The organism is Staphylospora marina (assembly GCF_003856495.1).
Classification (GTDB): domain Bacteria; phylum Bacillota; class Bacilli; order Thermoactinomycetales; family Thermoactinomycetaceae; genus Staphylospora; species Staphylospora marina.
Window position 1 is genome coordinate 135,086 of the sequence record NZ_CP034118.1, and the last position, 25,248, is coordinate 160,333.

The window sequence follows — 25,248 nt, forward strand, 5'->3', positions numbered from 1 at the left end:
GAGCGGCGTTCGACAGCCTCATTTCACCTGGATTTGACGCTCGACGTGATCATGAATCGATCCTTTTTCCACGTGAAGCACCACGCTCCAGGCACCGGCGGTCGGGAAGGAAAACTCCGCGGAATATTCTCCGGGCTTCCCTTCCCGGGCGGGAATCCAATGATGACGCCCGCTTCCGGTCCGGATTTCAAATTTCGTTTCCGCGCCGGACAGAGGCTTCCCGTCGTGGAGGACCTTGGCTGCCAGCGTGGCGGTTTGTCCGGCGGTCACCGTGTCCGGAAGGTCAAGCTGCAGTTCGGTGCCGTGGTGGTGATGCCCGGCCTGCGCTTCTCCCTTCACGGTGAATCGAGCGGTCTCCATCTGATGAATTCCCGGGGCGTTCACGTGAACGATCACCGTGTGTTCCCCCGGTTGAACCCCCTGCACGACCGCGGAATACCGTCCCGTCTCCGTGGAAGAACCTTTCAGGCGCCGGGCAGGTTCCCCGGACCGGCGAATCTCGAATTCCACATCGGCGGCGACCGGCCGGTCTCCCTGCTTCACCTCCGCGGTCACGGTGACGTTCCCGCCGGGCGACGCGGCGGCCGGATCGGCGGAGGCCACGATGGTCAGCGGAACGCCGGACATCTCCGGAGAGGAGTCGGCGGGCTTCTGCTGCGCCTCTTCCGGTTGCGGGCCGCAGCCGGTGAGCGTGACGAGGAGAATCAACACCGCAACGGAAATCCATGGGGATTTTCGAAACATCGGTCGCGTCTCCTTCCCTGTGAAACACCATTTGTGAATACATTCACATTTTAAGAGAAATCCCGGGGAATGCGCCATGCCCCGAACGGGTTATTTCTCCCCGGTCAAACCTTGTTCGAAGGCATAGCGGGTCAGTTCCACCCGGTTCTTCAAATGCAGTTTTTGCATGATGTTTTTCAGATGATTCTTGACGGTGTGTTCCGAGATGCAGAGGGATTCCGCGATTTGCCGATTGCTCATCCCGCGCGACACAAGCCCCAGGATTTCCTGCTCACGCGGAGTGAGAACCGGGTTTCCTTTCGGAGGAGACGGGGAAGCGGTAAACTCGCGGAGAATTCTCCTGGCGATTTCCCCGGACATCGGCATCTCGTCCTTGGCCACGGACCGAAGGTACTCCAGCCAGACGGAGGGATTCAGATTTTTCACCAGGTAGCCCTGCGCTCCCCGCTTGACGGCTTCAAACAGATCGGCCACATCGTCGGACACCGTCACCATCACGATTTTGACCGACGGCATCATTTCCTTCAATCTTCGGGTGGTTTCCAGACCGTCCATGTCCGGCATGTGGATGTCCATCAGCACCAGGTCCGGATGGACTTCCGCGACCGTTTCCAGCAGCCGTTTGCCGCTTCGTGCTTCCGCCACCACTTCAAAAAACGGATCCCTCGACAAGATCATCCGCATGGCTTTCCTTGCATGTTCATGATCATCGCAGATCATGACCCGGCAGGTCCGATTCATTCCTTGCCCTCCTTCCGGATCTCCAGCACCGTATGGGCTTCTTCCCGCCAAAGACGCAGTGTCGCACCGAGCAGCCGGGCACGGTCGCGCATGATGTTCAGCCCGAACCGGTTCTTTTTGTTCATGGCTTCCGGTTTCAATCCCTTTCCGTCGTCCGTGACCCTGAGCACCCACCGCTGACGTTCCCCGCTCAGCTCCACCCGGGCGCGGCGGGCCTCGGCATGCTTCCGGACGTTGGTGAGAGCTTCCTGGATGCAGGCGAACAATTCCGCTTTCTCTTTCGGACTCAGGAGCGATTCGTCGAGCCGGATGTCCGTGACGGTACGGATGCCCGTGTCCGTCTCGAACTCCAACACCCATTTCCGCACCCGTTCCGACCATTTCTCGTCGGCCTCTTCCCGAACCGGCTTCAGATTGAAAATGGCCTGGCGGACGTTGTCGTGAACCTGCCGCAGGTTCCGCTCCAGTTCAGGCCACTCCCGGCCGGGATGTTTTTGTTTCAACTCGTCGATCTGGATCGACATCAAAAACAACGTCTGGGCGATCCCGTCGTGCAGCTCCCGCGCGATCCGTTCACGTTCTTCAAAGACGGCTTGCCGCGCCTTTTCCCGTCGGAGCTCCTCCTGCATCTCCTCGTAGACGAGGAACAGTTTCCGCAGCAGGGTGACGGTGGCCAGAAAGACCAGCACCGGCGTCAACCAGTTGCCGGCTTCCATGGACAACCAGGGGAGAAGAAACTCATGGCGAACGTATTCCCATGCGCCGACCAAGACGGTGGGCGTCAGGAGAATCATCCATTTGATCTGTTGGTAGCGCATGCTCCGAACCACCCTCTCCGCATCTCCGTTACCCGCAAGCGTACCACAAACGGGGACGGGCCGAAACCGCCTGAGACAGGGCCTCCCGCATATTCATCTTCCCACTTCGGCCACACGGGATCCATGACCCGAAAGAGCCATGGTCGTTCGCAAGGGGGTGGTCCGCGATTGCGGGTGTTTGCATGAAAAAACCCCCCGTGAAGGGGGGAGAAACGGACGGAGGTTGCATCGGTCTTTCATTCAGCCGTTTCGTTTCAATTTCCCCGTTCTCATCGCATACCGTTCCGCGGCATGGAAGATTCCCAGTCCGAGCGGAATCAGCAAGATCCCGATCACCAGGAGGGAAGTCAGCTGCGGCAACAGCGCGGAAAGGGGGGCACCGTGCAAAATGGCTTGCCGTGCCGCATCCAGTGCGTACGTGCCGGGGGAAACGCGGGACAGGGGCTCCAGCCAGTCGGGCAGGCGGAGACGTCATAATACACGCCCGAAACGAGGAGAATGATCCCCTGGATGATGTGGGTGGCTTGGGCTCCCCGCTCCGGAGACAACAGCGGCAGGACGGCGGCGATCAAACCGAGGCCCATGAATGCCGGCCCGGCGGCGGCCAACACCACCAGGGCCGCCCCCAGGTTGGCCTGCGCCAGGGAAAAGTCGAAAAACAACGCCACCGCGGTCAGTACCACGATCGTTCGCAGCGTGCCGTACAGAACCGCAAACATGCACATGCCGCCCAAGTGGGTCACCCGGCGGATGGGGGCCATGAACGTGTATTCGATGGTGCCTTCCCATCGTTCCCAAGTGATGGAGTTGCTCACTTCTTCAAACAGCACGGCCATGAATCCCCAAAACAGAGCACCGATCACCAGGTACAGCACCGTTTGCTCCCGCAAAGCCGGATCGACCGTCATGCCGATCAACCCGATGGTCAACGTGTTGATGATGTTGTAAAAGAAAAAATACCGATTCCCAGGCGATGTACCGCCGGATCAGGCTGAAGCTTCGTTCGACGAACGCATACATGGCATTCCATTCATGAATCATCTTCATCGGCCAACGCCTCCTCCCACGATTTTCCGTTCAGGGTGAAAAACGCTTCTTCCAGGGTTTCGGCTCCGGCTTTCTCCTTGAGCCCTTCGGCCGTGTCCAGGGCAACGATCCGGCCGTTGTCGATGATGGCGATGCGGTCCGACAGCCGTTCCGCCTCATCCATGTCATGGGTGGTCAAAATGATGGTGGCATCGTGAGTGCGCATCACTTCTTCAATGAATTCCTGAACGTCCCGTTTGGATTTGGGATCCAGTCCCGTGGTCGGTTCATCCAGCAGCACCAGGGTCGGGGATGTCATCAAGGCCCGGGCGATGGCCACCTTTTGTTGTTGACCCCGGGAGAGATTCTCCAGCGGGGTGACCATCTTGTCCCGACGGATGCCCAGCCGCGCGAGAATCTTCTCCGCTTTTTCCCGGCCCTCCGACGCGCCGAGACCGTACAGCCGTGCCGCGTATCTCAAGTTTTCCAGAGCGGACAGCTTCTTGAAGAAGGAAGCTTCCACCGAAACACGATTGATCATGCGGCGCACCTGATCCAGCTCTTTCACCACATCGTGGCCGAACACGGTCAAACGGCCGTTGTCGGGAATCAGGAGCGTGGACAGCAGACGGATCAGGGTGGACTTGCCGGATCCGTTGGGGCCCAGGAGTCCGAACACTTCCCTCCGGCGAACTTCAAACGAGACGCGGTTCACCGCGCGCACTTCCCGTTTTTTGCCCAGAAACGCGTTTCGGAAGCTGCGGCTCCCTTCCACGTGCTCGTAAAACGTCTTTGACACCTCTTCGCACACAATGGCTGCCGGTGCGTCGGCATGTTTCGGATGCAAGGAATGCACCTCCCGCTCCAAGGAGGCGGTTTTCATGTCGAATCATCTCCCTTCCGGTTTGAGGTGAAACGGGGAACGTGGATGATGCCTGGATGACGGATTCCGAAGGGATCCGGTTCTCAGGCAAGGGGCTTCACACCTGCGGGTTTCCAAGCGACTCATGTTCCGTGTCCTATGTCGTCGCCGATCACGCTGTCTCTGAACGCGCGCCGCCCCTTCAAGAGCAGGTCGTGGGTGAGACCTTCATCCCTGCCCGGATGGACCGGTTGGCTCTTTTTGTTTCTCCGTGGCAAAAACGGATGGACAAATGGTGTCATGACCGTTTCCTCCTTCACGGGTGATTGGCGTTTCCGCCGGAAACAAAAAAGGCCACGGGCCGCCGAAAGGCCCGTGGCATGGCAGGAACAAAGCACAAAAAAGCCACAGGCCTCCGCAACCTGTGGCACGGTGTTTCCAGGCGAAACGAGGTCAGCCGGCTTCTTTGATCACCGTGAGGCCGTCAGGTTCGGCGGATTCCGTTCGTATGTGGTTCGAATGGCCGAAAATGGGCATACGTACCCCTTTGACGGTAGGAATGAGCATACGAACGATCCGTTTCATGGAAGACGACCTCCTTTCATCAAAGCCGCTGATTCAGTACATTCCCATTTTATGACTTCGTCAAACTTTTGTCAATTGTGTCCGGAGAGGTTCGCCCATGTTTGTCCGAACGTTTCAGGGAGCGGCAGAAATTCGGGAAAGATGCGGGGTTGAATGCATTGAACCCGAAAGGACGGGTTGGGTAAAATGGGCTCAACCCTTTTGATTGGATGAACATTTTTTCATGACAAGGAGTCCGAACATGAAAGCGATCATTTTCGATCTCGACGGAACGTTGTTTCAGACGGAAAAAGTGGGGGTTCCCGCCTTTCGCAACACGTTTGAAGAACTGAGGCGCCTGGGGCGATATGACGGACCCGTGCCTTCGGATGAGCGGATTGCATCCGTGTTCGGCATGACGCATCAGGAAATATGGGAAACCCTCCTCCCCGGGGCGGATCCGGAAACCCGGCGGTTTGCCGATCGGCGGATGCTCGATCTGGAAGTGGACATGCTCCGAAGCGGCGAGGGGGTTCTGTATCCCGGTGTGGAAGAAACCCTCCGGCGCTTGGACGCGGCCGGACACCCGCTGTTCATCGCCAGCAACGGAGCGGAGAATTACGTTCGCGCGGCACTCGATTCCAAAGGATTGACTCCGTTGTTTGCCGGAATCTGGACGGCCGGGAAACACAAGACGGAAACCAAGACGGAGCTGGTCCGCATGCTGATGGATGAATGCGGGGTTTCCGGAGGGATCATGGTCGGAGATCGGAAAAGTGACGTGGAAGCCGGGAAAGGAAACGGTTTGTTTGTCGTCGGATGCCGGTATGAAGGCTTTCCGGCGTTCGGCGGAGAAAATGAACTGGAAGGCAGCGACCGGATCATCCGGACATTCCGGCAACTGGAGGACGTGGTTGCGGAATTCCCCGACCGCTGAGCCGGGAAAGCGGAAAGACAGCAGGGGCCATGCATGCAGGATTTCCCGGAAGCGGCGACTCCGGCAGTCACGGTCCCGCTTCTTTCCGAAACGGTTTCAGGGGGTGGTGTGCCATGCAAAGTGTATGGAGTCTTCCTTATTGGGAAATCGCCTTTCGACTGTTCATTGCCGGATTGCTTGGGGGATTGGTGGGCTGGGAACGGGAACGGAACAATCATCCTGCCGGATTTCGCACCCACATCCTGGTCAGTTTGGGTTCCGCGTTGATCATGCTGATTTCCGTATACGGTTTTGCCAATTACATGGATGAAACCAATGTCCGCTTTGACCCTGCCCGCCTCAGCGCCCAGGTGGTCAGCGGCATCGGTTTCCTGGGGGCGGGAACCATTCTCAGGCACGGGTTTTCGGTCACCGGACTCACCACGGCGGCCTCGCTCTGGGTGGTCTCCGGCGTGGGATTGGCCGTCGGTGCCGGGTTTCTGTTCGGGGCGGTGCTGACCACCGCGCTGGCGCTGATCAGTTTGGAACTGTTGAACCGAATGGAAAATATCCTGATCAAGAAGCGAAAAATGCATGTGTTGCACCTGATCGTCCGCGATGAACCGGGGAAGATCACGGAAATCGCCGATCTGGTCGCCCGGGCGGGGGGAGTGGTCCGAAAGTTGGACATCGACGATTCCGGCGAAGGGGACGATGTGGAGATTCGCCTCATGATCCGTTTGCCGGAAGAGGTCAACCTGGCGCACCTGGCGGACCGGATTCGCGGAACGGAAGGAGTGCGGGCCGTGCGGATTTGACCGGACTCACATGGAAGCACCCGTTTTTGTCAACCATATAAATGCCGGAAAGGGGACTTGGCAACGGAAAAGGGCTGCTGTAAAATGAAATCAGAAGGTCAAAGATAGTCAAAGTCAGCAGGAGGTTGTCCGATGAGCGGCAACATCTCGGACATCATCGAACGATACATCAACCGAATCCTGAATGAAAGCGAAACCGGTGTCGTGGAGATCAAGCGGAGCGAACTGGCCGATCTGTTCCGGTGTGTCCCGTCCCAGATCAATTATGTGATCAGCACCCGATTCACGATTGAGAAAGGCTACCGGGTGGAAAGTAAAAGAGGAGGAGGCGGGTACATCCGGATTCGCAAGGTTCGCTTGAAAGACAATCGGGAGACGTTCGAGGAACTGCTGGAAATGATCGGTGATTCGATTCCGCAGATGACGGCGGAACATGTCATCGTTCGCCTGCTGGATGAAAAACGGATGACTCCGCGCGAAGCGTTGTTGATGCGAAGGATCATTTCGCGCGAGACGCTATCACTCCCGATCCCTCTTCGTGACCAGGTAAGGGCCAAATTGATGCGCATTTTGATCTGCACACTATTTGACGCCAAAGGAGAGTGACGGCCGATGCTCTGTCCTGAATGCGGGAAACGGCCGGCAACGCTTCACTATACGAAAATTGTGAACGGAATCAAGACCGAATTGCATCTGTGTGAGTTTTGTGCCCAGGAAAAAGGGCTGGATTACATGCCGGGCTTTGAAAGCGGCGGATTTTCCTTCCACCAGCTTCTGTCCGGTCTTCTGAACTTGGATCCTCCGTCCGGACCCAAAGGGAGAGCGGTGCGGGACGGACAAGGAAGTTTTCGCTGCACCACGTGCGGGCTGACCTACAACCAGTTCAGCAAAGTGGGTCGCTTCGGATGTGCCGATTGTTACAAAGCTTTCCGGGACCGTCTCGAACCCTTGCTTCGGAGAATCCACGGGCATTCCACTCACCGCGGAAAAATTCCTTCCCGCAATCTCGGTGAGATCAAAATCCGTCGTCAGTTGGAAAAACTGAAACATGAACTGGCGCTTCGCATCCAGGCGGAAGAATTCGAAGAAGCCGCCCGTCTCAGAGACCGGATCCGGGAACTGCAGCAGCGACTGAAACAATGAAACGTTCGCGGAAGCCACATTCCCGAAGCTCTCTTTCATGCAGGGAGGATCATCCATGTCTCTCGAACATTTCATGAGAAAAGCGATCAGTGAATGGATGCGGGTCAAAGGTCCGCAATCGGATATCGTGTTCAGCAGTCGCGTTCGCATCGCCCGCAACCTTCGCGGATTGCCGTTTCCGATGCTGGCGACGGCTTCCCAGGCGGAAGAAGTGGCCAGACGGGTGGAAGAAGCGGTGCGAAACGCCGCAAACAGGCATCCGCTTCTTCAGGATGCCGTCTTTGTCAAAATGAACGATTTGACCGACCTCGAGCGACGGGTCCTGGTGGAAAAGCATCTGATCAGCCCGATGCTGGCCGAAGAATCCCGCCACGGAGCGGTGATTCTCAGCCGGGATGAATCGGTGAGCATCATGATCAACGAAGAGGACCACATCCGGATTCAGGTGCTGTACCCGGGACTGCAGCCGGAAAAAGCATGGGAGGCGGCAAGCAGCATTGATGATTGGCTGGAGCAATATCTGCCGTTCGCCTTTGACGAGGATACCGGCTATTTGACCAGCTGTCCGACCAATGTCGGCACCGGCATCCGATCGTCGGTCATGGTTCATTTGCCGGCTCTGGCCATGACTCAGCAACTTGGAAGGCTCTTTCCGGCCATTACCCAGGTGGGGCTCGCCGTGCGGGGCATTTACGGCGAAGGCAGCGAAGCCCTCGGACAGCTGTACCAGGTTTCCAATCAGGTGACCCTGGGACAGTCGGAAGAAGAGATCATTGACAACTTGCAAGGCGTCGTCCGCCAGATGATCGAACATGAGCAGGCGGCCAGACGCAAACTGCTGGAGTTGTCCCGCGTCCAGTTGGACGACCGGGTGCACCGTTCCTACGGGATCCTTGCCCATTCGCGAATCATCGATTCCAAAGAAGCAATGATGCGTTTGTCCGACGTGCGTCTTGGCATCGACCTGGGGCTCATTCGCGGGGTTTCCGCCAACGTGATGAATGAACTCATGGTCATGACCCAACCCGGATTTTTGCAACAGTACGCCGGACAGCGGCTGAGCGCCGAGCAAAGGGACGTTCGACGGGCCAAGCTGATCCGGGAACGCTTGGAGCTCGAACGGCAATCATCGTGATTCATCCAATTCATCAAACAGAGAGGGTGCATGAATGACATGATGTTCGGCCGATTTACGGAACGTGCGCAAAAAGTGCTGGCTCTTGCCCAGGAGGAAGCCGTGCGACTCGGCCACGGAAACATCGGTACGGAACACATTTTGCTTGGGCTCGTTCGCGAAGGCGAGGGGATTGCCGCCAAAGCGCTGATCGCTCTGGGTCTCGGGATGGAGAAGATCCAGAAGGAAGTCGAATCCATGATCGGGCGGGGGCAGGGGCAACCGGTCAACATCGCCTACACCCCGCGGGCCAAAAAAGTGATCGAACTCTCCATGGACGAAGCCCGCAAACTGGGGCATACCTACGTGGGCACCGAACACATTCTGCTGGGACTCATCCGCGAAGGGGAAGGAGTGGCCGCCCGCGTGCTGAGCAACCTGGGGATCAGCCTCAACAAAGCCCGTCAACAGGTGCTTCAGCTTCTCGGCAGCAGCGAGGCCCTTTCTTCCCATCACGGACCTCATCCTCATGTGAACACGCCCACGCTGGACAGCCTGGCCAGGGATCTCACCGCGGCCGCCCGTGACGGCAACCTGGATCCGGTGATCGGCCGCGGCAAAGAGATCGAGCGCGTGATTCAGGTGCTTTCCCGTCGGACGAAGAACAATCCCGTGTTGATCGGGGAGCCGGGGGTCGGAAAAACCGCCGTGGCGGAAGGGCTGGCCCAGCGCATCGTGGACGGCGAAGTGCCGGAAACCCTTCGCGGAAAACGGGTCATGACGCTCGACATGGGCACGGTGGTGGCAGGCACCAAATACCGCGGCGAGTTTGAAGACCGGCTGAAAAAAATCATGGATGAAATCCGCCAGGCCGGGAACATCATCCTGTTCATCGACGAGCTGCACACGTTGATCGGTGCCGGCGGAGCGGAAGGAGCGATCGATGCGTCCAACATTCTCAAACCGGCGCTGGCCAGGGGAGAATTGCAGTGCATCGGCGCCACCACGCTCGATGAATACCGGAAATACATCGAGAAAGACGCCGCTTTGGAACGGCGTTTCCAACCGATTCTCGTCGAAGAGCCCACCATCGAGGAAGCGATTCTCATTCTCCAAGGGCTCAGGGACCGGTACGAAGCGCATCACCGCGTGAAAATCACCGATGAAGCCATCGATCAGGCCGTGAAACTGTCCGACCGCTACATCACCGACCGGTATCTGCCGGACAAGGCGATCGACCTGATCGACGAGGCGGCCTCCAAGGTGCGGCTCAAGTCGTACATGGTTCCGCCGGACCTGAAAGAGCTGGAGAACAAGCTGGAAGAAGTGAAAAAGGAAAAAGATGCGGCCGTGCAGAGCCAGGAATTCGAGAAAGCCGCTTCCCTGCGCGACAGCGAGCAAAAGCTTCGCGAAGAAATCGAGATCATGCGCAACCACTGGAAGCGTGATCAGGGCAAAACCGATTCCGCCGTCACCGCCGACGACATCGCCGACGTGGTATCCAGCTGGACGGGCATTCCGGTGAAAAAGCTGGCTCAGGAAGAATCCGAGCGGCTTCTGAACATGGAAAGCATCCTTCACAGCCGGGTCATCGGTCAGGAAGAAGCCGTCAAATCCGTCTCCCGGGCCATCCGCCGTGCGCGGGCCGGCCTGAAGGATCCGAAACGCCCCATCGGCTCGTTCATCTTCCTGGGACCCACCGGCGTCGGAAAGACGGAGCTGGCACGGGCCCTGGCCGAAGCGATGTTCGGCGACGAGGATGCCATGATCCGCATCGACATGTCGGAATACATGGAGAAGCACGCCACCAGCCGGCTCATCGGTTCCCCGCCGGGATACGTCGGGTACGACGAAGGCGGTCAGCTGACCGAAAAGGTGCGTCGCAAACCGTACTCGGTCATCCTGTTTGACGAGATCGAAAAAGCGCACCCCGAGGTGTTCAACGTCCTGCTTCAGGTGTTGGAAGACGGTCGCCTGACGGACGGCAAGGGACGCACGGTGGATTTCCGCAACTCCATCATCATCATGACGTCCAACGTGGGAGCCTCCACCATCCGCAAAAACGCCCGCATGGGCTTTGCGGTCGGGGACACTGCCCAGGAAGATTACGAACACATGAAGCAGAACGTGATGGAGGAACTGAAAAAGACCTTCCGTCCGGAGTTCCTGAACCGGATCGACGACGTGATCGTGTTCCATCCGCTCAAGGAAGAGCATCTGAGGGAAATCGTGTCGCTCATGGTCGAGGAGCTCAGAAAACGCCTCAAAGAACAGGACATCGATTTCCGCCTCACCGACGAAGCGAAGGCTCACCTGGCCAAGGAAGGATTCGATCCGACGTTCGGAGCCCGTCCGCTGCGCCGGGCCATTCAGAAGCACATCGAAGACCGCCTGTCCGAAGAGCTTCTCCGCGGCAACATCCAACAGGGGGATTCGGTGGTCATCGGAGTCCGGGACGGAGTGCTCACGGTGGAAAAAGAACAAAACATCCCCTCTTCCGAAGCGCGTTCCTGAACGAATTCGCCCGTGCGGATCGGGCAGCGGCAAAAGTTCGGCGCGCGATCAACGTTCCTCCGCCGAAGTCCGGCGGGGGTTCTTTTTTTGCCATCTTCGATGGATGTCTTTTTGACATCATCTGTTATAATGAGGAAGAAATCATCCATCTCATGGGCAGGGAGCGTCAACGTGGCCAGAAAGAAAACACGGTTTGTCTGTCAGGAATGCGGGACCGAAGCGCCGAAATGGCTCGGCCGTTGTCCGGGGTGCTCCCGCTGGAACACCATGGTGGAAGAGCGGGAAACCGTCCAGGTTTCGGGAGGATCGGGGATCCGCAGAGTGTCCGCGGGAGGAAGAGCCACCCCCATCACGGATGTGAAAAAGCAGGATGCACCGCGCTCCGACACGGGAATCCGGGAGCTCAACCGCGTACTCGGCGGAGGATTGGTTCCGGGATCGTTCATCCTCGTCGGCGGTGATCCGGGAATCGGAAAATCCACCCTGCTGTTGCAGGCGTCTCATCAATTGTCCCTGCGGGGTCTTTCGGTTCTGTATGTATCGGGAGAGGAATCCGCGGAGCAGATCCGCTTGCGGGCCGACCGGTTGGGCACGCTGTGTCCCGGATTGTTGGTCGCTTCGGAAACCGACCTGACCGCGGTGGAATCCCTGATGAACGACGTCCGTCCATCGGTGATGGTGATTGACTCCATTCAGACCATGTATCATCCGGATGTGGCCTCCGCTCCGGGAAGCGTGTCCCAGGTTCGCGAGTGCACCGGGCAACTCATGCGATGGGCGAAAGAAAAGGGAATCGCCATTCTCATCGTGGGGCACGTCACCAAGAGCGGGGAGATCGCCGGACCGCGCATGTTGGAGCACATGGTGGATTCCGTGCTCTATTTCGAAGGGGAACGGCATCACACGTACCGCGTGCTCCGGGCGGTCAAGAACCGGTTCGGATCCACCAACGAGATCGGTGTGTTTGAAATGAAAGAATCCGGGCTGAGCGAGGTGGACAACCCGTCCGAGATGTTTCTGTCCGGACGGCCCGTCGGCATGCCCGGCACCGCCGTGACCGCCAGTCTGGAAGGATCCAGGCCCGTTCTGGTGGAACTTCAGGCACTGGTGGCTCCCACGGGGTTCGCCACGCCGAAACGGATGGCCACCGGGGTGGATCCGCATCGATTGGCCATGATCATCGCCGTGCTCGAAAAGCGTTTGGGACTGTTTCTGCAGAATCAGGATGCATATATCAATGCCGTCGGCGGAGTCCGCCTGACGGAACCGGCCGTCGATCTCGCAATGGCCGTCAGTTTGGCTTCCAGTTTCCGCGACCGGCCCGTCTCGCCGCATGACCTGTTTGTGGGCGAGGTGGGGCTCACCGGAGAAGTCAGGGGCGTATCGAGGGTGGAACAACGGGTGGCGGAAGCATGCAACATGGGATTCGAACGGGTGATCCTCCCCGAGAAAAATTGCCGGGGCTGGACGCCGCCCGACGGAATCCGCCTGATCGGGGTCCGGACGTTGGAGGAAGCGCTGGAAGCGGCGTTGGGGGGGTAGCGTGTGAAAGAAGAAAAATCCAAAAATGAAGTTTCCAGCGAAATCCTGCGGATGGTCGCCCCCGGCACCCCGCTGAGGGAGGGGCTGGACAACGTACTCTGGGCGAAGACGGGAGCTCTCATTGTCATCGGCTACGACGACAGCGTCAGTGAGATTCTGGACGGAGGATTTTACATCGACTGTCCGTTTTCTCCCGCCCATCTGTACGAGCTGGCCAAGATGGACGGTGCCATCATCCTGTCCAATGACGGGAAACGGATTTTGTATGCCAACACGCAGCTGGTTCCCAGTTCCTCCATTCCCTCCACGGAAACGGGGATTCGTCATCGCATCGCGCAACGAACCGCCAAACAAACCGGGAAATTGGTGGTTTCCATTTCTCAAAGACGTAATATCATTACATTATATAAAGGAAATTTCCGATATGCATTGAAAGATATCGGAGTGATCCTCACAAAGGCCAATCAGGCTTTGCAAACGTTGGAGAAATACAAGTCCGTGTTGGACCAGACCACGACCAACCTCAGTGCGCTTGAATTCGAGGAATTGGTGACTCTCAGCGAGGTGGCTCTCGTTCTCCAGCGGGTGGAAATGGTCCTGCGCATCAAACGGGAAATTGAGACATACATTCATGAATTGGGGACCGAAGGACGGCTGATCAGCATGCAGCTGGAAGAGCTCGTGGCCAACGTGGAGGAAGAGGCGGAACTTTTGATCCGCGATTACGCGGTGGACCCGACCGTGCGGCCCGAGGACGTCTTCCGGGAGCTTCGGAAGCTTTCCGCCGATGATCTGCTGGAGCATGCGGTCCTCGCACGGCTGCTCGGATACGTGGGCAACATCAACATTCAGGAGGAAGCCGTTGCTCCCCGCGGCTACAGACTGCTGAACAAGATTCCGCGCCTGCCGTCTCCGATCATTCATAAGCTGATCTCCCGGTTTGAAACGATGCCGCGGATCATGACCGCCACGATCGATGAACTGGATGACGTCGAAGGAATCGGAGATGTTCGGGCAAGAACGATCAAAGAGGGCTTGAAGCGGATTCAGGAACAAGTGTTTATTGACAGACATATCTAAATAACCTAGAATGGATACACTACAGAAAATTGAACGAATTCGCGTGAGGAGCCGCCCGCAGCCGACAGAGAGAGCGGCATTCATTACGTTTAGGAGGTTCCCGTATGTTTGCGAGAGCGTTACCCAGTTGCTTCACGGTGGGGAACTTGTTTCTCGGCATCATCTCCATCATTCTGGCGATCCAGAACTCCTGGCAGTATGCGGCAATCATGGTCATCATCGGTATGCTTCTTGACGGCTTGGACGGGCGGGTGGCCCGGATGCTGAATACCCAGAGTGAATTCGGCAAAGAGCTGGATTCGCTTTCTGACGTGATTTCATTCGGTGTGGCTCCCGCGATCATCATGTATGTCACCGCTTTCCGGGAACTCGGCCCGGAAGGCTGGCTGGTCACGGCCATTTTCCCGATTTGCGGCGCGCTCAGACTGGCACGGTTCAACGTGAATCCCGGCGAACCGGGTTACTTCATCGGTTTGCCCATCACGGCTGCGGGCGGGATCCTGGCCACCATGGCTTTGTACAGCGAGCATGTCCAAAACGTGTATGTGTTGATGTTCGGCATGTTGTTCCTGTCCTATCTGATGGTCAGTCAAATCAAATACCCGGCATTCAAGAAAGTCGGCATTCCCAAAGCCATGTACTGGATCGCTCCGCTCTTTCTGGCGGCCATCGGATTCACGGCGATCAAATTTCCGCATGAACTGCCGAAAGTGCTGTTCGTGCCGCTCGCTCTGTATGCCTTGTACGGAGTCAAGCGGGCGTTCGATCGCCGTCGCCGGGAAGAGGAAGAAGAGCCGCTGGAAGAACTCAAATGACAACCGAACGTTCCGCCGGTTTCGGCCGGTGAGCGCCAAGAATGAGACAACCCTGTGTCATCCGCAGGGTTGTTTCGTCGTTTTCGGGATGGAATGGAGATGTCCAAGTCGGGAACCGTCGCTTCGCGATTCCGCCTGCAGGCGGTTTCAGCGGAGCGTGAACACGCCGAGCGTGGACAGTTTGGAGGATTCCCGTTCCAGCACTTCGGTCAGGGAGAAATCCAGGAGGTTGCACAGCGCCGCCATGTAGAACAGGTTTTTCCCCATTTCGGCCTGAACGATGTCCCTGCAATGATCGCACAGCGTACCGCTCAGGTGGGTCCGGAGACATTCCAGCGAACGCTCGTCCCGGAGATCTCCGGGGAACTTTTGCTTTCTGCCGGACACTTCGATGCACCCGCACTCCGTAACCGATTTCATCAATGCCCGGTTGACCCGGGCTCCGGACTCCGTGATCTTGGATGTGACATCCAGGAAACTGCGGTGCCTGATGAGCAGGTTCGACACCTGTTTTTGAAAGGACTGAAGATGGTCTTCACCCATTCCTTTCACCTCTTGTCCGGTCGGGAGAATGCTTGGCTTCGAAGCCTGGACCGGGATGTTTGATTTTATTATATAAATCCCGCTTTTAAAGTGTCAATTTTCAGTCGAAAGAAACAAGTGCCGGAAACGCAAAAAACTTATTGACTGAATCTGTTGCCTGTGCTAAGATATTGTTTTCATTTTATTGACTGGGGTCCGCTTTTGTGATATGTTGGAAATAGACATTGCCCTCTGGAGGTGGACGGCTTGTTCAACGTGGGCGACAAGGTTGTGTACCCGATGCACGGTGCCGGAATCATCGAGGCCATCGAGGAGAAGGAAATCCTCGGTGAGCGGCGGAAATATTACGTCATGCGGATGCCCATCGGCGACATGAAGGTGATGGTGCCGATGAACAGCGTGGATCATATCGGCCTTCGGGAAGTCGTGGATGAACATACGATTGAAAAGGTTCTCGACCGGATGAAGCGGAAAGACGTGGGAGACACCTCCAACTGGAGCCGGAGATACCGGGCGAATCTGGACAAGATGAAGAGCGGCGACATCTACGAAGTGGCGGACGTGGTACGCACCCTGATGCTCCGTGAAGAAGAGAAGGGATTGTCCACCGGGGAGCGGAAAATGCTGGAGAACGCCAAGCAAATTCTGATCAGCGAACTGGCACTTGCCAGAAATCTCAAGGAAGAACAGGCTTTTGAACTGATTGACCGGGTGATTTTCGGGAAGAACTGACTTCCGATTCTTCGATTTGTTGCAAAAAGGACAACAGAAAGTGAACACTCGGAGGTTTCCATTTTTGAGGATTGTCTATAATGAATAACAAGAGTGTGTGGTGGGAGGAGGTGAAGCCCCCGTGCTGAAACGTTTTGTCCAGTTGGCCTTCATTCTGGTCGGAGCATCGGCCGGCTACCTGATCGGGGATAACTTTTTCGGGTTGCTTCAACGTTCTCCCCTGAATTTCGGAGAAGTGCCGGGTCCCAAGTACATCGGGGCCGGATTGGGCGCTCTCCTGATGTTTGTCGCGACGTTCTGGCTGTCGGGGAACGTGGTGAGATGGATCCGATGGAGTGAAGAGCGTCTGGTCAAGATTCCAGCCGTTGACGGCCTGTTTGGAGCGATGGGGCTGATTTTCGGCTTGATCGTGGCCTTTTTGATCCAGCAACCTGTGTCGCAACTTCCGATTCCGGTCGTGAATCAGGTGTTGCCGTTCATCTTTTCCGGAGTTCTCGGCTATCTGGGATTCCGGGTGGGGTTCAAAAAGCGGGATGAACTCATATCTGTTTTCCGGCTCGGCCGGCAAAATCGGGAGGCCCGAAACAAGAAGGACGAACCGAAAACGTATGCCGAGCACAAGATTCTGGACACCAGCGTGATCATTGACGGACGGATCGCCGACATCTGCAAAACGGGCTTCCTCGAGGGAACCCTCGTCATTCCGAGCTTTGTTCTCGAAGAATTGCAACATATCGCCGATTCGTCGGATGTGCTCAAACGCAACCGCGGCCGGAGAGGCCTCGACATTCTGAACAAAATCCAGAAAGAATCCAACGTGAAAGTCCTCATTTACGAAGGGGATTTTGAAGAGGTCAACGAGGTGGACAGCAAACTGGTCAAGTTGGCCAAGGTGTTGTCGGGAAAAGTGGTCACCAACGATTTCAACCTGAACAAAGTGTGTGAACTTCAAGGCGTCAGCGTTCTCAACATCAATGACTTGGCCAATGCGGTCAAACCCGTCGTTCTTCCCGGCGAGGAGATCAATGTCCAGGTGATCAAGGACGGAAAAGAGCACGGTCAGGGCGTGGCATACCTAGACGACGGAACGATGATCGTCATCGAAGGCGGACGCGAGTACATCGGCGACCGGATCGACGTGCTGGTCACCAGTGTGCTGCAAACGTCTGCCGGTCGGATGATTTTTGCCAAGCCGAAACTGCTGGAGAGGGCTCTGTAACGCATGCACGCGGTCATCGACGGTTCATGGCGCCGCATGGAGGAATCCGCATCGCTTGGGAAAACTCAAAACACACGGTTGCCGAAACGCCCGGAATTGGTTTATTCTAAACCGATGACGGGCATTCTTGCCTTGAAAGGGGACAAGTTTCTTGGATGTGGGCGTGATCTTGCCGGCGGCAGGAACGGGAAAACGGATGGGCACGAAGGAAAGCAAGCAATTCATGCCGCTTGCCGGACGCCCTGTCCTTCTGCATACCATCGATGTGTTTGATCAACATCCCGACGTGAGCGAAATCGTCATTGCCGTCCGCGAAGAGGAGTTGGAGCGGACGCGTTCGCTGGTTTCCGCGGAAGGATACGGGACACCGGTTCGTGTGGTGGCGGGGGGCAGGGAACGTCAGGAAAGCGTGCTCAAGGCGCTCAGAGTCGTTTCCGCCGAACTGGTGATGGTGCATGATGCCGTCAGGCCGTTTGTCACCCATGCGGCCATTGACCGGCTGCTGGACGCCGCCCGGTTGCACGGAGCCGCCATCTTGGGAGTGCCGGTGAAAGACACGGTAAAGGTCGTCAACGACGCGGGAATCGTGGAAGAGACACCCGACCGCCGGAAATTGTGGGCGGTTCAGACTCCGCAGGCGTTTCGCAGGGAATGGCTCCTGTCTGCCCATGAGCGGGCCGCTTCCAGGGACGGCTGGGCGACCGACGATGCCATGTTGCTGGAAGAGGCGGGGTTTGACGTGCGGGTGGTGGAAGGGGAGTACACCAACATCAAGATCACCACTCCGGAAGACTGGATGGTGGCGGAAGCGATACGGAAGGCGGGGAGAACCGGACATGATTCGCATCGGACAAGGATTTGACGTTCATCAGTTGGGAGAAGGAAGACCGCTGATCATCGGCGGCGTGACCATTCCGCATGAACGGGGATTGATCGGTCACTCCGATGCCGACGTTCTCTTGCACGCCATTGCGGATGCCGTATTGGGGGCGCTGGCGCTCGGAGACATCGGAAAGCATTTTCCCGACACCGACCCGGCCTTCAAAGACGCGGACAGCGGGAAGCTCCTGGCCCATGTGTGGAAGCTGGCCAAGGAGCGAGGATATGTGTTGGGAAACGTCGATTCGGTCATCATCGCCCAAAAGCCGAAGATGGCCCCTTACATACCGGACATGATCAGACGGATTGCAAAGATTCTTGAAGCGGAAACGGATCGGGTGAATGTCAAGGCGACGACCTCGGAAAAATTGGGATTCACCGGGCGGGAAGAGGGAATCGCCGCCATGGCCGTCGTGTGCCTTGTCAGGAAACCGTGACCTTGCTGACCGGAACCTTGGGGCAAAGGAGAGAAACAACGTGACCAGAGTTCGTACGAGGTATGCTCCCAGCCCGACCGGCCACCTGCACATCGGAGGGGCGCGGACGGCGCTGTTCAGTTATTTGCTCGCCAGGAAGCACGGCGGTGATTTCATCGTCAGGATCGAGGACACCGACACCGAACGAAACATTCCGGGTGCGGATGAAAAACAGATGGCCATGCTGAAATGGCTGGGCATTCACTGGGATGAATCGGTCGACATCGGAGGGCCTTACGGTCCGTACCGTTGCATGGAACGCCTGGACATCTACAACCGGTACGTGGACAAACTGTTGGCCGAAGGAAAAGCGTATCTCAGCTACAGCACTCCGGAAGAGCGGGAACGGGAACGGGAAGAGCAGATCGCCCGCGGGGAGAAACCCAAGTACAGCGGTTGGGACCGGGATCTCACGCCCGAGCAGCGGGCCAAATTCGAGGCGGAAGGGCGGGTTCCCAGCGTCCGGTTCCGGGTTCCCGAAGGAAAAACCATCGTCATCGAGGATGCCATTCGCGGCACGGTCAAGTTCGAGTCCGACGAGATCGGCGACTTTGTCATCCGTCGACCGGACGGGCGCCCCACGTACAACTTCGCGGTGGTGGTGGACGACGCGCTGATGAAAATCACGCACGTCCTGCGGGGCGAGGAGCACTTGTCCAACACGCCGAAGCAGATTCTGATCTACGAGGCGCTCGGATTTGAGATTCCCACGTTCGGACACATTCCGCTCATCCTGAACAGCGAAGGCAAAAAGATGAGCAAACGGGACGAAACGATCATCCAGTTCATCGACCAATACCGCGAGCAAGGGTATCTGCCCGAGGCGATCGTCAATTTCATCGCCCTCTTGGGTTGGTCTCCGGAAGGAGAAGAGGAGATCTTCTCCATGTCCGAGTTGATCGATCGATTCTCTCTGGAGCGGGTTTCCAAAGCGCCGGCCATTTTCGACACCGGAAAGCTGAAATGGATGAACGGACAATACATCAAGAAAGCCCCGCTTGAGCGGATCGTTTCTCTCGCGCTTCCCCATCTCAGGAAGGCGGGAAGGATTGAGGAAAACCTCTCGCCCGAGCGGATGGAGTGGGTCACCCGGCTTGTGGCGCTCTATCAGGAACAGTTGGAATATGCCGCCCAGATCGTGGAACTGACCGAACTCTTTTTCCGAAGCGACGTAAGGTATGAGGAAGAAGCGAAAGCCGTTCTCTCCGAAGAGCACGTACCGATGGTACTTTCCGCGGTGGCGGAAAAATGGGCCGGCATGACCTCCTTTGCGCCCGATGACATCAAGGACATGTTCAAGCAGGTCCAAAAAGAGACGGGTTACAAAGGAAAACAGCTGTTCATGCCGGTTCGCGCGGCGGCCACCGGCGTGGTGCACGGTCCGGACCTGCGCGAAACCTTGTCGCTTCTCGGACGCGATACGGTTCTTCGCCGCATCCGTTCCTGCGTTGACAATATCGGCGATTTTCGGGGAAAATAAAAAAGGATTGAATGTGTGCAGGAATTGAACAAGGCGCGATGACTGGGAGAAGTAGGGGATTGTCGGGAACTTCAGAGAGGGGCTGGCCGGTGCGAAGCCCTGTTCCGCGGCCCTGAAATGCACCCATGAGCAGGTGTCCGAACCGGCGCATGCCGAAGTAGGAGCACCCGGCCCCCGCCGTTAACGGGTCAAAAGAGGAATCCGGCCGTACCCTGTGGTGCGGGACTGCCGGGTTCAAGCAGAGTGGGACCGCGGACCACCTCCGTCTCTGCAGCGATGGCTGCAGGGATTTTTTATTTCTTCTGAGGGGGGAACGACCGATGTCATGGGTTAAGGGCTTGAAGGAGATTCGCCGGACGCTTCAGGCGGACATCCAGGCAGTGTTTGACAGGGACCCCGCAGCCAGAAGCACTCTGGAAGTCGTACTCACCTATTCGGGATTGCACGCCATTTGGGCTCATCGGTTGGCCCACTGGTTTTTCAAGCGTCGCATGTTTCTCATCGCGAGGATCATCTCGCAGCTGAGCCGGTTTTTCACCGGAATCGAAATCCATCCGGGAGCCAAAATCGGAAAAGGAGTGTTCATCGATCACGGAATGGGAGTCGTGATCGGGGAAACCTGCGAGATCGGCGATTATGTCACCATCTACCAGGGCGTGACGTTGGGAGGGACCGGTAAGGAAAAAGGCAAACGGCATCCCACGATTGAGGATCATGTCCTGATCTCCAGCGGAGCCAAGGTGCTGGGCTCCATCCGCGTGGGAAGAGGAGCCAAGATCGGGGCCGGGTCCGTGGTGCTCAGGGAGGTTCCGCCCAATTCCACGGTGGTGGGCGTGCCGGGCCGCGTCGTGATCCAGGATGGCGTCCGGGTCAATCAGGATCTGGACCATGTCAACCTCCCGGACCCGGTGGCCGAAATCTGGCGGTCCCTCCAGGCGGAAATCGCGGGGCTCAAGGAAGAAGTGAGGATGTTGCGGGAACGCCTTCGGGAAACGGAGCATTCCGTCCGGACGCAGGAACCCCTTGAGGGAGGATCCGGCGGAGAGCAAGGAGGAACATCCGATGAAACGAGAGCTGAAACTGTACAACACGCTGACGAGGAGCAAAGAACTTCTGGAACCCGTTCATGACGGGGAAATCCGGATGTATGTATGCGGTCCCACCGTGTACAACTACATTCACATCGGAAACGCCAGGGTTTTCGTGTTCTTTGATGTGGTTCGCCGTTACCTGAGCCATGTCGGATACAAGGTGACCTACGTGCAGAACTTCACCGACGTGGATGACAAACTGATTCGCGCCTCGCAGGAAACCGGTGATCCGGTGCCGGTGATTGCGGAGCGGTTCATCGGGGCGTATTTCGAAGACATGGACGCGCTCGGCGTCCGCCGGGCGGACGTTCATCCCCGGGCGACGGAGCACATCGACGGCATCATCGAAGCCATCCGGGCCTTGATCGAAAAGGGGTACGCGTACGAAAAGAACGGAGACGTCTACTATCGCACCCTGAAAAAAGAAGGATACGGAAAGCTGACCCACCAATCCCTGGACGAACTGAAAGCCGGTGCCCGCATCGAGGTGAACGAGGACAAGGAACACCCGATGGATTTCGCCTTGTGGAAAGCGGCCAAACCGGGAGAAATCTCCTGGGATTCCCCGTGGGGGAAAGGCCGGCCGGGATGGCACATCGAATGCTCGGTGATGGCCCGGCAATATCTCGGAGACACGCTGGACATCCACGCGGGCGGCGCGGATCTTTGCTTCCCGCATCACGAGAACGAGATCGCCCAGAGCGAGGCGTGGACCGGCAAACCGTTCGTCAAATACTGGCTGCACAACGGATACATCAACATGGGCAATGAAAAAATGTCCAAATCGCTGGGCAACGTAAAAACGGTGCACGAGCTGCGGAAGCTGTACTCGCCCGCCTCGCTCCGCTACTTCCTCTTGTCCGCCCATTACCGCAGCCCCATTTCGTTCAGCGATGAAGTGATGAATCAGGCGGAAAACGCCGTGTTGCGCATGCAAACCGCGGTCGACAATTTGCGCCACCGCCTGCAGTCGGCGCTCCCGGGAGAATCGGATCCCGAATTGACCGCGCGGCTGGATGAAGCGACCCGCCTGTTCCATGAGGCCATGAGCGATGATTTCAACACCGCCAACGCGATCAGCGCCGTCTTCGAAGCCGTGCGCACGGCCAATGAATGGCTGGCCAAACCCGTCGTCACCGCCGATTCCGTCCACGAACTGCTCGGCTGGTTCCGGGAGTATGCCGGGAACGTATTGGGATTGGTGCGCCTCGAAGCGGATGAAATGCTGGATGCCGAAATCGAGGCATTGATCGAGGAGAGGCAGCAGGCACGGAAAGCGCGTGATTTCGCCCGGGCGGATGCCATCCGCGACCAACTGAAGGCGATGGGCATCATCCTGGAAGACACGCCGCAGGGCGTCAGGTGGAGAAGAGCATGAACCGTCCCGGGTTGTTCGGCCAACTCTCCCGGCTTCCCAAACGTCCGGGAGAGCTTCCTCCCCTTTTGCTCGCCTATCTGGGCGATGCGGTGTTTGAACTGTACATCCGTTGGCATCTGGCGGCGCGCGGGATCATGAAGCCGGCCGAATGGCAGAAATCGGCGGTCCGATACGTGTCGGCCCCTGCCCAGGCCCGGGCGCTGAAGCGGCTGGAGCCCCTGCTCACCGAAGAAGAAAAACAGATCGTGAAAAGGGGAAGAAACGCCAAATCCGGAAGTTCCCCGAAAAACGCGAGTGTTTCCGAGTACCGGCACAGCACGGGATTGGAGGCCTTGGTCGGTCATCTGTACTGCCTGGGAAACGGGGAACGGATCGGCGAATTGATGCAAATCATCATCGAATCTGCGGAAACGGACGAAAAAGGAGAACACGCCAATGAGTGACTGGATCATGGGCAAACATGCCGTCCTGGAAGCACTCGCCGCGGGAAGCCGGGTGGAAAAAGTGCTGCTGGCCCAGGGCGTTCAGATGAGAGGATTTCAGGCGATCCTCGACAAGGCGAAAGAATCCCGGATCCCGGTTCAGCGGGTCCCCAGGGCCAAACTGGACAAGCTTGCGGAAGGAAAGAACCATCAGGGAGTGATGGCCCAGATTGCGGCATGGCGCTATGCTTCCGTCGAAGAATTGTTCAAACGGGCGGAAAGCCGCGGGGAATCTCCTTTCTTCATCCTGCTCGACGGCATCGAAGATCCGCACAATCTCGGGGCGATCATCCGAAGCGCCGATGCGGCGGGGGCTCACGGGGTCGTCATTCCCAAGCGCAGGGCCGTGGGTCTCACGGCTTCCGTGGCCAAAGCCGCGGCGGGGGCGCTCGAACACGTTCCGGTTGCCAAGGTGCCCAATCTCAATCAGTTTGCCGAAGAGCTGAAGGAGCGGGGGGTCTGGTTGGTGGGAAGCGACGGTGCGGCGAACACCTTGTATACCGGGGTGGATTACACGGTACCGGTGGCGTTGGTGATCGGCAGCGAAGGCCAGGGCATGGGACGGCTGCTCAAGGAAAAATGCGATTTCCTGGTGAAATTGCCGATGCGGGGAAACGTGACTTCCCTCAACGCTTCCGTCGCCGCGGGCATTCTCATGTACGAAGTGTTGCGCAGCCGGAACGCTCATGGCTAAACGGGAAGAATGGCTGGTGGTGGACGGGTACAACGTGATCGGGGCCGATCCGCGCGTGCGCTGGCAGCCCCGGAACCTCGAGGAACAGCGCAGCCGGCTGATCACCGCCCTGTCCGAATACCAGGCCATGTCCGGGCAAAAAGTGTTCATCGTGTTCGATGCGCATCACGCGGCCGGTGCCGGCTCCGAGCAGGTGCTGGAACAGGTGACCGTCTTTTTCACCCGTCGGGACGAAACGGCCGATGAATTCATCGAGCGCTTCGTCAAACAGTTCAAAAGCCCGCACCGGGTGATCTATGTCGCCACTTCCGACTATCTGGAGCAGCGCATGGTTTTCGGGCAAGGGGCTTATCGCCTCTCTTCCCGGGAACTTCTTCAGAAAATCGGTTTGGCCAAGAAGGAACTCGGGGAAAGGCTGCGAAGAGAAGAACGGGAAAAAGCGAGAAATCCTCTGGAAGAGCGTCTGGATGCGGAAGCGTTCAAAAAGCTTGAAAAATGGAGGAGGAAAAAATAGGGGAAAATTTGACGGTTTTGTAGACGTGGGCTATAATATCCTTACTGTGGGGTTATAGGCTACTAGGTCGGGGGGGAAAGCGGTGAGTGTAAATCTGGAGTCCATCCATTCGGCCGTGTACGAGGAACCCGCGGATTACAGCAACATGGCCGATGAGGACTTGGTGCGCGGTGTGCGGGTGGGAGACCACCAAGCACTCGAATACTTGATCAATAAGTACAAAAATTTCGTCAGAGCCAAGGCCAGGTCATATTTTTTGGTGGGGGCCGATCATGAAGACATCGTTCAGGAAGGGATGATCGGCCTGTTCAAGGCCATCCGCGATTTCAGGGGGGACAAGCTGGCTTCGTTCAAGGCGTTTGCCGAACTTTGCATCACACGGCAAATCATCACGGCCATCAAGACAGCGACCCGTCAAAAACACATTCCGCTCAACTCATATGTATCGCTGGACAAGCCCGCGTATGACGACGATACGGACCGTACGCTCCTGGACAAGATCCCTGGCAGTCTATCAAACCCTGAAGAGATTTACATCAGCCAGGAAGAGTATAACGATATTGAAGATAAAATTGCCAAGATCCTCAGCGACCTGGAACGGAAAGTGCTGATGCTCTATCTCGACGGCCGTTCCTATCAAGAGATTGCCGTCGATCTCAATCGCCACGTGAAATCGATCGACAACGCTCTGCAACGTGTCAAGCGAAAGCTCGAAAAGTATCTGGAAGTGCGCGAAATCTCCATCTAGAACAAAAAATCGGAACCTTCCGCTTGATCTCTCGAAAAGACGGGTGTGTGGGGCACCTGTCTTTTCTTTACATTGTATTTTCGACAAACCTCGCCACAATCCCTCTTTCGTCTGTGGCGAAAACGTGAAGTTCGTGAACAAATCGGGCGGAAAAACCTTTGATGAAACGGAAATGATGCCGTTTCGACAAATTTCTCCACGGGCAGAAAAAAACGGAAGGGGATTCGACGGCCGAAAACGGGTCTATAATGGGAATGTCAAGCGGTTCGAGAATTGACAGGGCATCCGGCTGTATGATAATGTAGTTTGGGTATT

Annotated in this window: 27 protein-coding genes, 1 pseudogene and 1 other annotated feature; of the genes and pseudogenes, 20 read left to right on the plus strand and 8 right to left on the minus strand. The window is 57.2% G+C overall.

Features of this window, described 5'->3' with window-relative positions:
* Positions 1–18: 18 nt before the first annotated feature.
* From EG886_RS00670 to EG886_RS14020, 7 genes are all read right to left on the minus strand, one after another.
* A complete protein-coding gene (locus EG886_RS00670) occupies positions 19–744 on the minus strand; it encodes a FixH family protein (protein WP_164491571.1) in 726 nt (241 codons plus the stop codon).
* A 90-nt stretch (positions 745–834) separates the two neighbouring features.
* On the minus strand, positions 835–1,485 hold the full coding sequence (locus EG886_RS00675) for a response regulator (RefSeq protein WP_124726362.1): 651 nt from the start codon (positions 1,483–1,485) through the stop codon (positions 835–837).
* Positions 1,482–2,303, minus strand: coding sequence for a sensor histidine kinase (locus tag EG886_RS00680; protein ID WP_124726363.1), 822 nt, complete (start codon positions 2,301–2,303; stop codon positions 1,482–1,484). The genes EG886_RS00675 and EG886_RS00680 overlap by 4 nt, the downstream gene beginning before the upstream one ends.
* Positions 2,304–2,650: 347 nt before the next feature.
* A complete protein-coding gene (locus tag EG886_RS00685; RefSeq protein WP_206425327.1) occupies positions 2,651–3,211 on the minus strand; it encodes an ABC transporter permease in 561 nt (186 codons plus the stop codon).
* 122 nt (positions 3,212–3,333) lie between these two features.
* A complete protein-coding gene (locus tag EG886_RS00690; protein WP_124726364.1) occupies positions 3,334–4,212 on the minus strand; it encodes an ABC transporter ATP-binding protein in 879 nt (292 codons plus the stop codon).
* A 122-nt stretch (positions 4,213–4,334) separates the two neighbouring features.
* Positions 4,335–4,493, minus strand: a complete 159-nt coding sequence (locus EG886_RS13585) for a hypothetical protein (RefSeq protein WP_164491572.1) — start codon at positions 4,491–4,493, stop codon at positions 4,335–4,337.
* A gap of 151 nt (positions 4,494–4,644) precedes the next feature.
* Positions 4,645–4,776 (minus strand): hypothetical protein, encoded by a 132-nt coding sequence (locus EG886_RS14020; RefSeq protein WP_277423823.1) that lies wholly within the window; start codon positions 4,774–4,776, stop codon positions 4,645–4,647.
* Between the two features lie 241 nt (positions 4,777–5,017).
* Between EG886_RS14020 and EG886_RS00695 the strand changes: the two genes are divergently transcribed.
* From EG886_RS00695 to pssA, 9 genes are all read left to right on the plus strand, one after another.
* Positions 5,018–5,692 (plus strand): HAD family hydrolase, encoded by a 675-nt coding sequence (locus EG886_RS00695; protein ID WP_241154335.1) that lies wholly within the window; start codon positions 5,018–5,020, stop codon positions 5,690–5,692.
* 113 nt (positions 5,693–5,805) lie between these two features.
* Positions 5,806–6,489, plus strand: a complete 684-nt coding sequence (locus EG886_RS00700; protein ID WP_124726366.1) for an MgtC/SapB family protein — start codon at positions 5,806–5,808, stop codon at positions 6,487–6,489.
* Positions 6,490–6,621: 132 nt separating this feature from the next.
* Positions 6,622–7,095, plus strand: coding sequence for a CtsR family transcriptional regulator (locus EG886_RS00705; protein ID WP_124726367.1), 474 nt, complete (start codon positions 6,622–6,624; stop codon positions 7,093–7,095).
* Positions 7,096–7,101: 6 nt separating this feature from the next.
* Positions 7,102–7,632, plus strand: coding sequence for a protein-arginine kinase activator protein McsA (locus EG886_RS00710; RefSeq protein ID WP_124726368.1), 531 nt, complete (start codon positions 7,102–7,104; stop codon positions 7,630–7,632).
* A 55-nt stretch (positions 7,633–7,687) separates the two neighbouring features.
* A complete protein-coding gene (locus EG886_RS00715; protein ID WP_124726369.1) occupies positions 7,688–8,767 on the plus strand; it encodes a protein-arginine kinase McsB in 1,080 nt (359 codons plus the stop codon).
* Positions 8,768–8,806: 39 nt separating this feature from the next.
* The gene (locus EG886_RS00720) at positions 8,807–11,260 is read left to right on the plus strand and encodes an ATP-dependent Clp protease ATP-binding subunit (RefSeq protein WP_124728603.1); all 2,454 of its coding nucleotides are present in this window, start codon (positions 8,807–8,809) and stop codon (positions 11,258–11,260) included.
* A 171-nt stretch (positions 11,261–11,431) separates the two neighbouring features.
* The gene (gene radA, locus EG886_RS00725) at positions 11,432–12,802 is read left to right on the plus strand and encodes a DNA repair protein RadA (RefSeq protein ID WP_124726370.1); all 1,371 of its coding nucleotides are present in this window, start codon (positions 11,432–11,434) and stop codon (positions 12,800–12,802) included.
* 51 nt (positions 12,803–12,853) lie between these two features.
* Positions 12,854–13,882 carry a DNA integrity scanning diadenylate cyclase DisA gene (gene disA / locus EG886_RS00730; RefSeq protein ID WP_420894158.1) on the plus strand — a complete coding sequence of 343 codons (1,029 nt, stop codon included), beginning with the start codon at positions 12,854–12,856 and terminating at the stop codon, positions 13,880–13,882.
* A gap of 104 nt (positions 13,883–13,986) precedes the next feature.
* Positions 13,987–14,697 carry a CDP-diacylglycerol--serine O-phosphatidyltransferase gene (pssA, locus tag EG886_RS00735; RefSeq protein ID WP_124726372.1) on the plus strand — a complete coding sequence of 237 codons (711 nt, stop codon included), beginning with the start codon at positions 13,987–13,989 and terminating at the stop codon, positions 14,695–14,697.
* Between the two features lie 147 nt (positions 14,698–14,844).
* Here the strand turns inward: pssA and EG886_RS00740 are convergent, their stop codons facing one another.
* A complete protein-coding gene (locus EG886_RS00740) occupies positions 14,845–15,240 on the minus strand; it encodes a nucleoside triphosphate pyrophosphohydrolase family protein (protein ID WP_124726373.1) in 396 nt (131 codons plus the stop codon).
* Positions 15,241–15,495: 255 nt separating this feature from the next.
* Here EG886_RS00740 and EG886_RS00745 point away from each other — a divergent pair, with 255 nt between their 5' ends.
* The 11 genes and pseudogenes from EG886_RS00745 to sigH all read left to right on the plus strand — a co-directional run bounded on the left by EG886_RS00745 (position 15,496) and on the right by sigH (position 24,933).
* Complete coding sequence (locus EG886_RS00745) at positions 15,496–15,972, plus strand: CarD family transcriptional regulator (RefSeq protein ID WP_241154408.1); 477 nt, start codon at positions 15,496–15,498, stop codon at positions 15,970–15,972.
* 121 nt (positions 15,973–16,093) lie between these two features.
* Positions 16,094–17,191: a PIN/TRAM domain-containing protein gene (locus tag EG886_RS00750; RefSeq protein ID WP_124726375.1), complete on the plus strand. Its 1,098-nt coding sequence runs from the start codon at positions 16,094–16,096 to the stop codon at positions 17,189–17,191.
* 157 nt (positions 17,192–17,348) lie between these two features.
* Positions 17,349–18,053 carry a 2-C-methyl-D-erythritol 4-phosphate cytidylyltransferase gene (ispD, locus tag EG886_RS00755; protein ID WP_338134650.1) on the plus strand — a complete coding sequence of 235 codons (705 nt, stop codon included), beginning with the start codon at positions 17,349–17,351 and terminating at the stop codon, positions 18,051–18,053.
* Entirely contained in the window at positions 18,028–18,507 is a 480-nt protein-coding gene (ispF, locus tag EG886_RS00760) for a 2-C-methyl-D-erythritol 2,4-cyclodiphosphate synthase (protein ID WP_124726376.1), read from the plus strand. Before ispD ends, ispF begins: the two co-directional genes overlap by 26 nt.
* 40 nt (positions 18,508–18,547) lie before the next feature.
* Positions 18,548–20,026 (plus strand): glutamate--tRNA ligase, encoded by a 1,479-nt coding sequence (gltX, locus tag EG886_RS00765; protein ID WP_241154337.1) that lies wholly within the window; start codon positions 18,548–18,550, stop codon positions 20,024–20,026.
* 29 nt (positions 20,027–20,055) lie between these two features.
* Positions 20,056–20,299: a binding site (T-box leader), on the plus strand.
* Positions 20,300–20,373: 74 nt separating this feature from the next.
* Positions 20,374–21,027, plus strand: a pseudogene (cysE, locus tag EG886_RS00770) (serine O-acetyltransferase); the annotation flags it as partial.
* 61 nt (positions 21,028–21,088) lie between these two features.
* Complete coding sequence (gene cysS / locus EG886_RS00775; protein ID WP_124726378.1) at positions 21,089–22,495, plus strand: cysteine--tRNA ligase; 1,407 nt, start codon at positions 21,089–21,091, stop codon at positions 22,493–22,495.
* Complete coding sequence (locus EG886_RS00780) at positions 22,492–22,938, plus strand: Mini-ribonuclease 3 (RefSeq protein ID WP_124726379.1); 447 nt, start codon at positions 22,492–22,494, stop codon at positions 22,936–22,938. The genes cysS and EG886_RS00780 overlap by 4 nt, the downstream gene beginning before the upstream one ends.
* On the plus strand, positions 22,931–23,671 hold the full coding sequence (gene rlmB, locus EG886_RS00785; RefSeq protein WP_124726380.1) for a 23S rRNA (guanosine(2251)-2'-O)-methyltransferase RlmB: 741 nt from the start codon (positions 22,931–22,933) through the stop codon (positions 23,669–23,671). Before EG886_RS00780 ends, rlmB begins: the two co-directional genes overlap by 8 nt.
* The gene (locus tag EG886_RS00790) at positions 23,664–24,185 is read left to right on the plus strand and encodes an NYN domain-containing protein (protein ID WP_124726381.1); all 522 of its coding nucleotides are present in this window, start codon (positions 23,664–23,666) and stop codon (positions 24,183–24,185) included. Before rlmB ends, EG886_RS00790 begins: the two co-directional genes overlap by 8 nt.
* A gap of 145 nt (positions 24,186–24,330) precedes the next feature.
* Positions 24,331–24,933 carry an RNA polymerase sporulation sigma factor SigH gene (sigH, locus tag EG886_RS00795; protein ID WP_241154409.1) on the plus strand — a complete coding sequence of 201 codons (603 nt, stop codon included), beginning with the start codon at positions 24,331–24,333 and terminating at the stop codon, positions 24,931–24,933.
* The last annotated feature ends 315 nt before the right edge of the window (positions 24,934–25,248 follow it).

Coding starts and splice junctions, on each gene's coding strand:
- EG886_RS00670 (WP_164491571.1), bottom strand. CDS start 744: ATGTTTCGAAAATCCCCATGGATTTCCGTTGCGGTGTTGATTCTCCTC.
- EG886_RS00675 (WP_124726362.1), bottom strand. CDS start 1,485: ATGAATCGGACCTGCCGGGTCATGATCTGCGATGATCATGAACATGCA.
- EG886_RS00680 (WP_124726363.1), bottom strand. CDS start 2,303: ATGCGCTACCAACAGATCAAATGGATGATTCTCCTGACGCCCACCGTC.
- EG886_RS00685 (WP_206425327.1), bottom strand. CDS start 3,211: ATGACGGTCGATCCGGCTTTGCGGGAGCAAACGGTGCTGTACCTGGTG.
- EG886_RS00690 (WP_124726364.1), bottom strand. CDS start 4,212: ATGAAAACCGCCTCCTTGGAGCGGGAGGTGCATTCCTTGCATCCGAAA.
- EG886_RS13585 (WP_164491572.1), bottom strand. CDS start 4,493: ATGACACCATTTGTCCATCCGTTTTTGCCACGGAGAAACAAAAAGAGC.
- EG886_RS14020 (WP_277423823.1), bottom strand. CDS start 4,776: ATGAAACGGATCGTTCGTATGCTCATTCCTACCGTCAAAGGGGTACGT.
- EG886_RS00695 (WP_241154335.1), top strand. CDS start 5,018: ATGAAAGCGATCATTTTCGATCTCGACGGAACGTTGTTTCAGACGGAA.
- EG886_RS00700 (WP_124726366.1), top strand. CDS start 5,806: ATGCAAAGTGTATGGAGTCTTCCTTATTGGGAAATCGCCTTTCGACTG.
- EG886_RS00705 (WP_124726367.1), top strand. CDS start 6,622: ATGAGCGGCAACATCTCGGACATCATCGAACGATACATCAACCGAATC.
- EG886_RS00710 (WP_124726368.1), top strand. CDS start 7,102: ATGCTCTGTCCTGAATGCGGGAAACGGCCGGCAACGCTTCACTATACG.
- EG886_RS00715 (WP_124726369.1), top strand. CDS start 7,688: ATGTCTCTCGAACATTTCATGAGAAAAGCGATCAGTGAATGGATGCGG.
- EG886_RS00720 (WP_124728603.1), top strand. CDS start 8,807: ATGATGTTCGGCCGATTTACGGAACGTGCGCAAAAAGTGCTGGCTCTT.
- disA (WP_420894158.1), top strand. CDS start 12,854: ATGGTCGCCCCCGGCACCCCGCTGAGGGAGGGGCTGGACAACGTACTC.
- pssA (WP_124726372.1), top strand. CDS start 13,987: ATGTTTGCGAGAGCGTTACCCAGTTGCTTCACGGTGGGGAACTTGTTT.
- EG886_RS00740 (WP_124726373.1), bottom strand. CDS start 15,240: ATGGGTGAAGACCATCTTCAGTCCTTTCAAAAACAGGTGTCGAACCTG.
- ispF (WP_124726376.1), top strand. CDS start 18,028: ATGATTCGCATCGGACAAGGATTTGACGTTCATCAGTTGGGAGAAGGA.
- cysS (WP_124726378.1), top strand. CDS start 21,089: ATGAAACGAGAGCTGAAACTGTACAACACGCTGACGAGGAGCAAAGAA.
- EG886_RS00780 (WP_124726379.1), top strand. CDS start 22,492: ATGAACCGTCCCGGGTTGTTCGGCCAACTCTCCCGGCTTCCCAAACGT.
- rlmB (WP_124726380.1), top strand. CDS start 22,931: ATGAGTGACTGGATCATGGGCAAACATGCCGTCCTGGAAGCACTCGCC.
- EG886_RS00790 (WP_124726381.1), top strand. CDS start 23,664: ATGGCTAAACGGGAAGAATGGCTGGTGGTGGACGGGTACAACGTGATC.
- sigH (WP_241154409.1), top strand. CDS start 24,331: ATGGCCGATGAGGACTTGGTGCGCGGTGTGCGGGTGGGAGACCACCAA.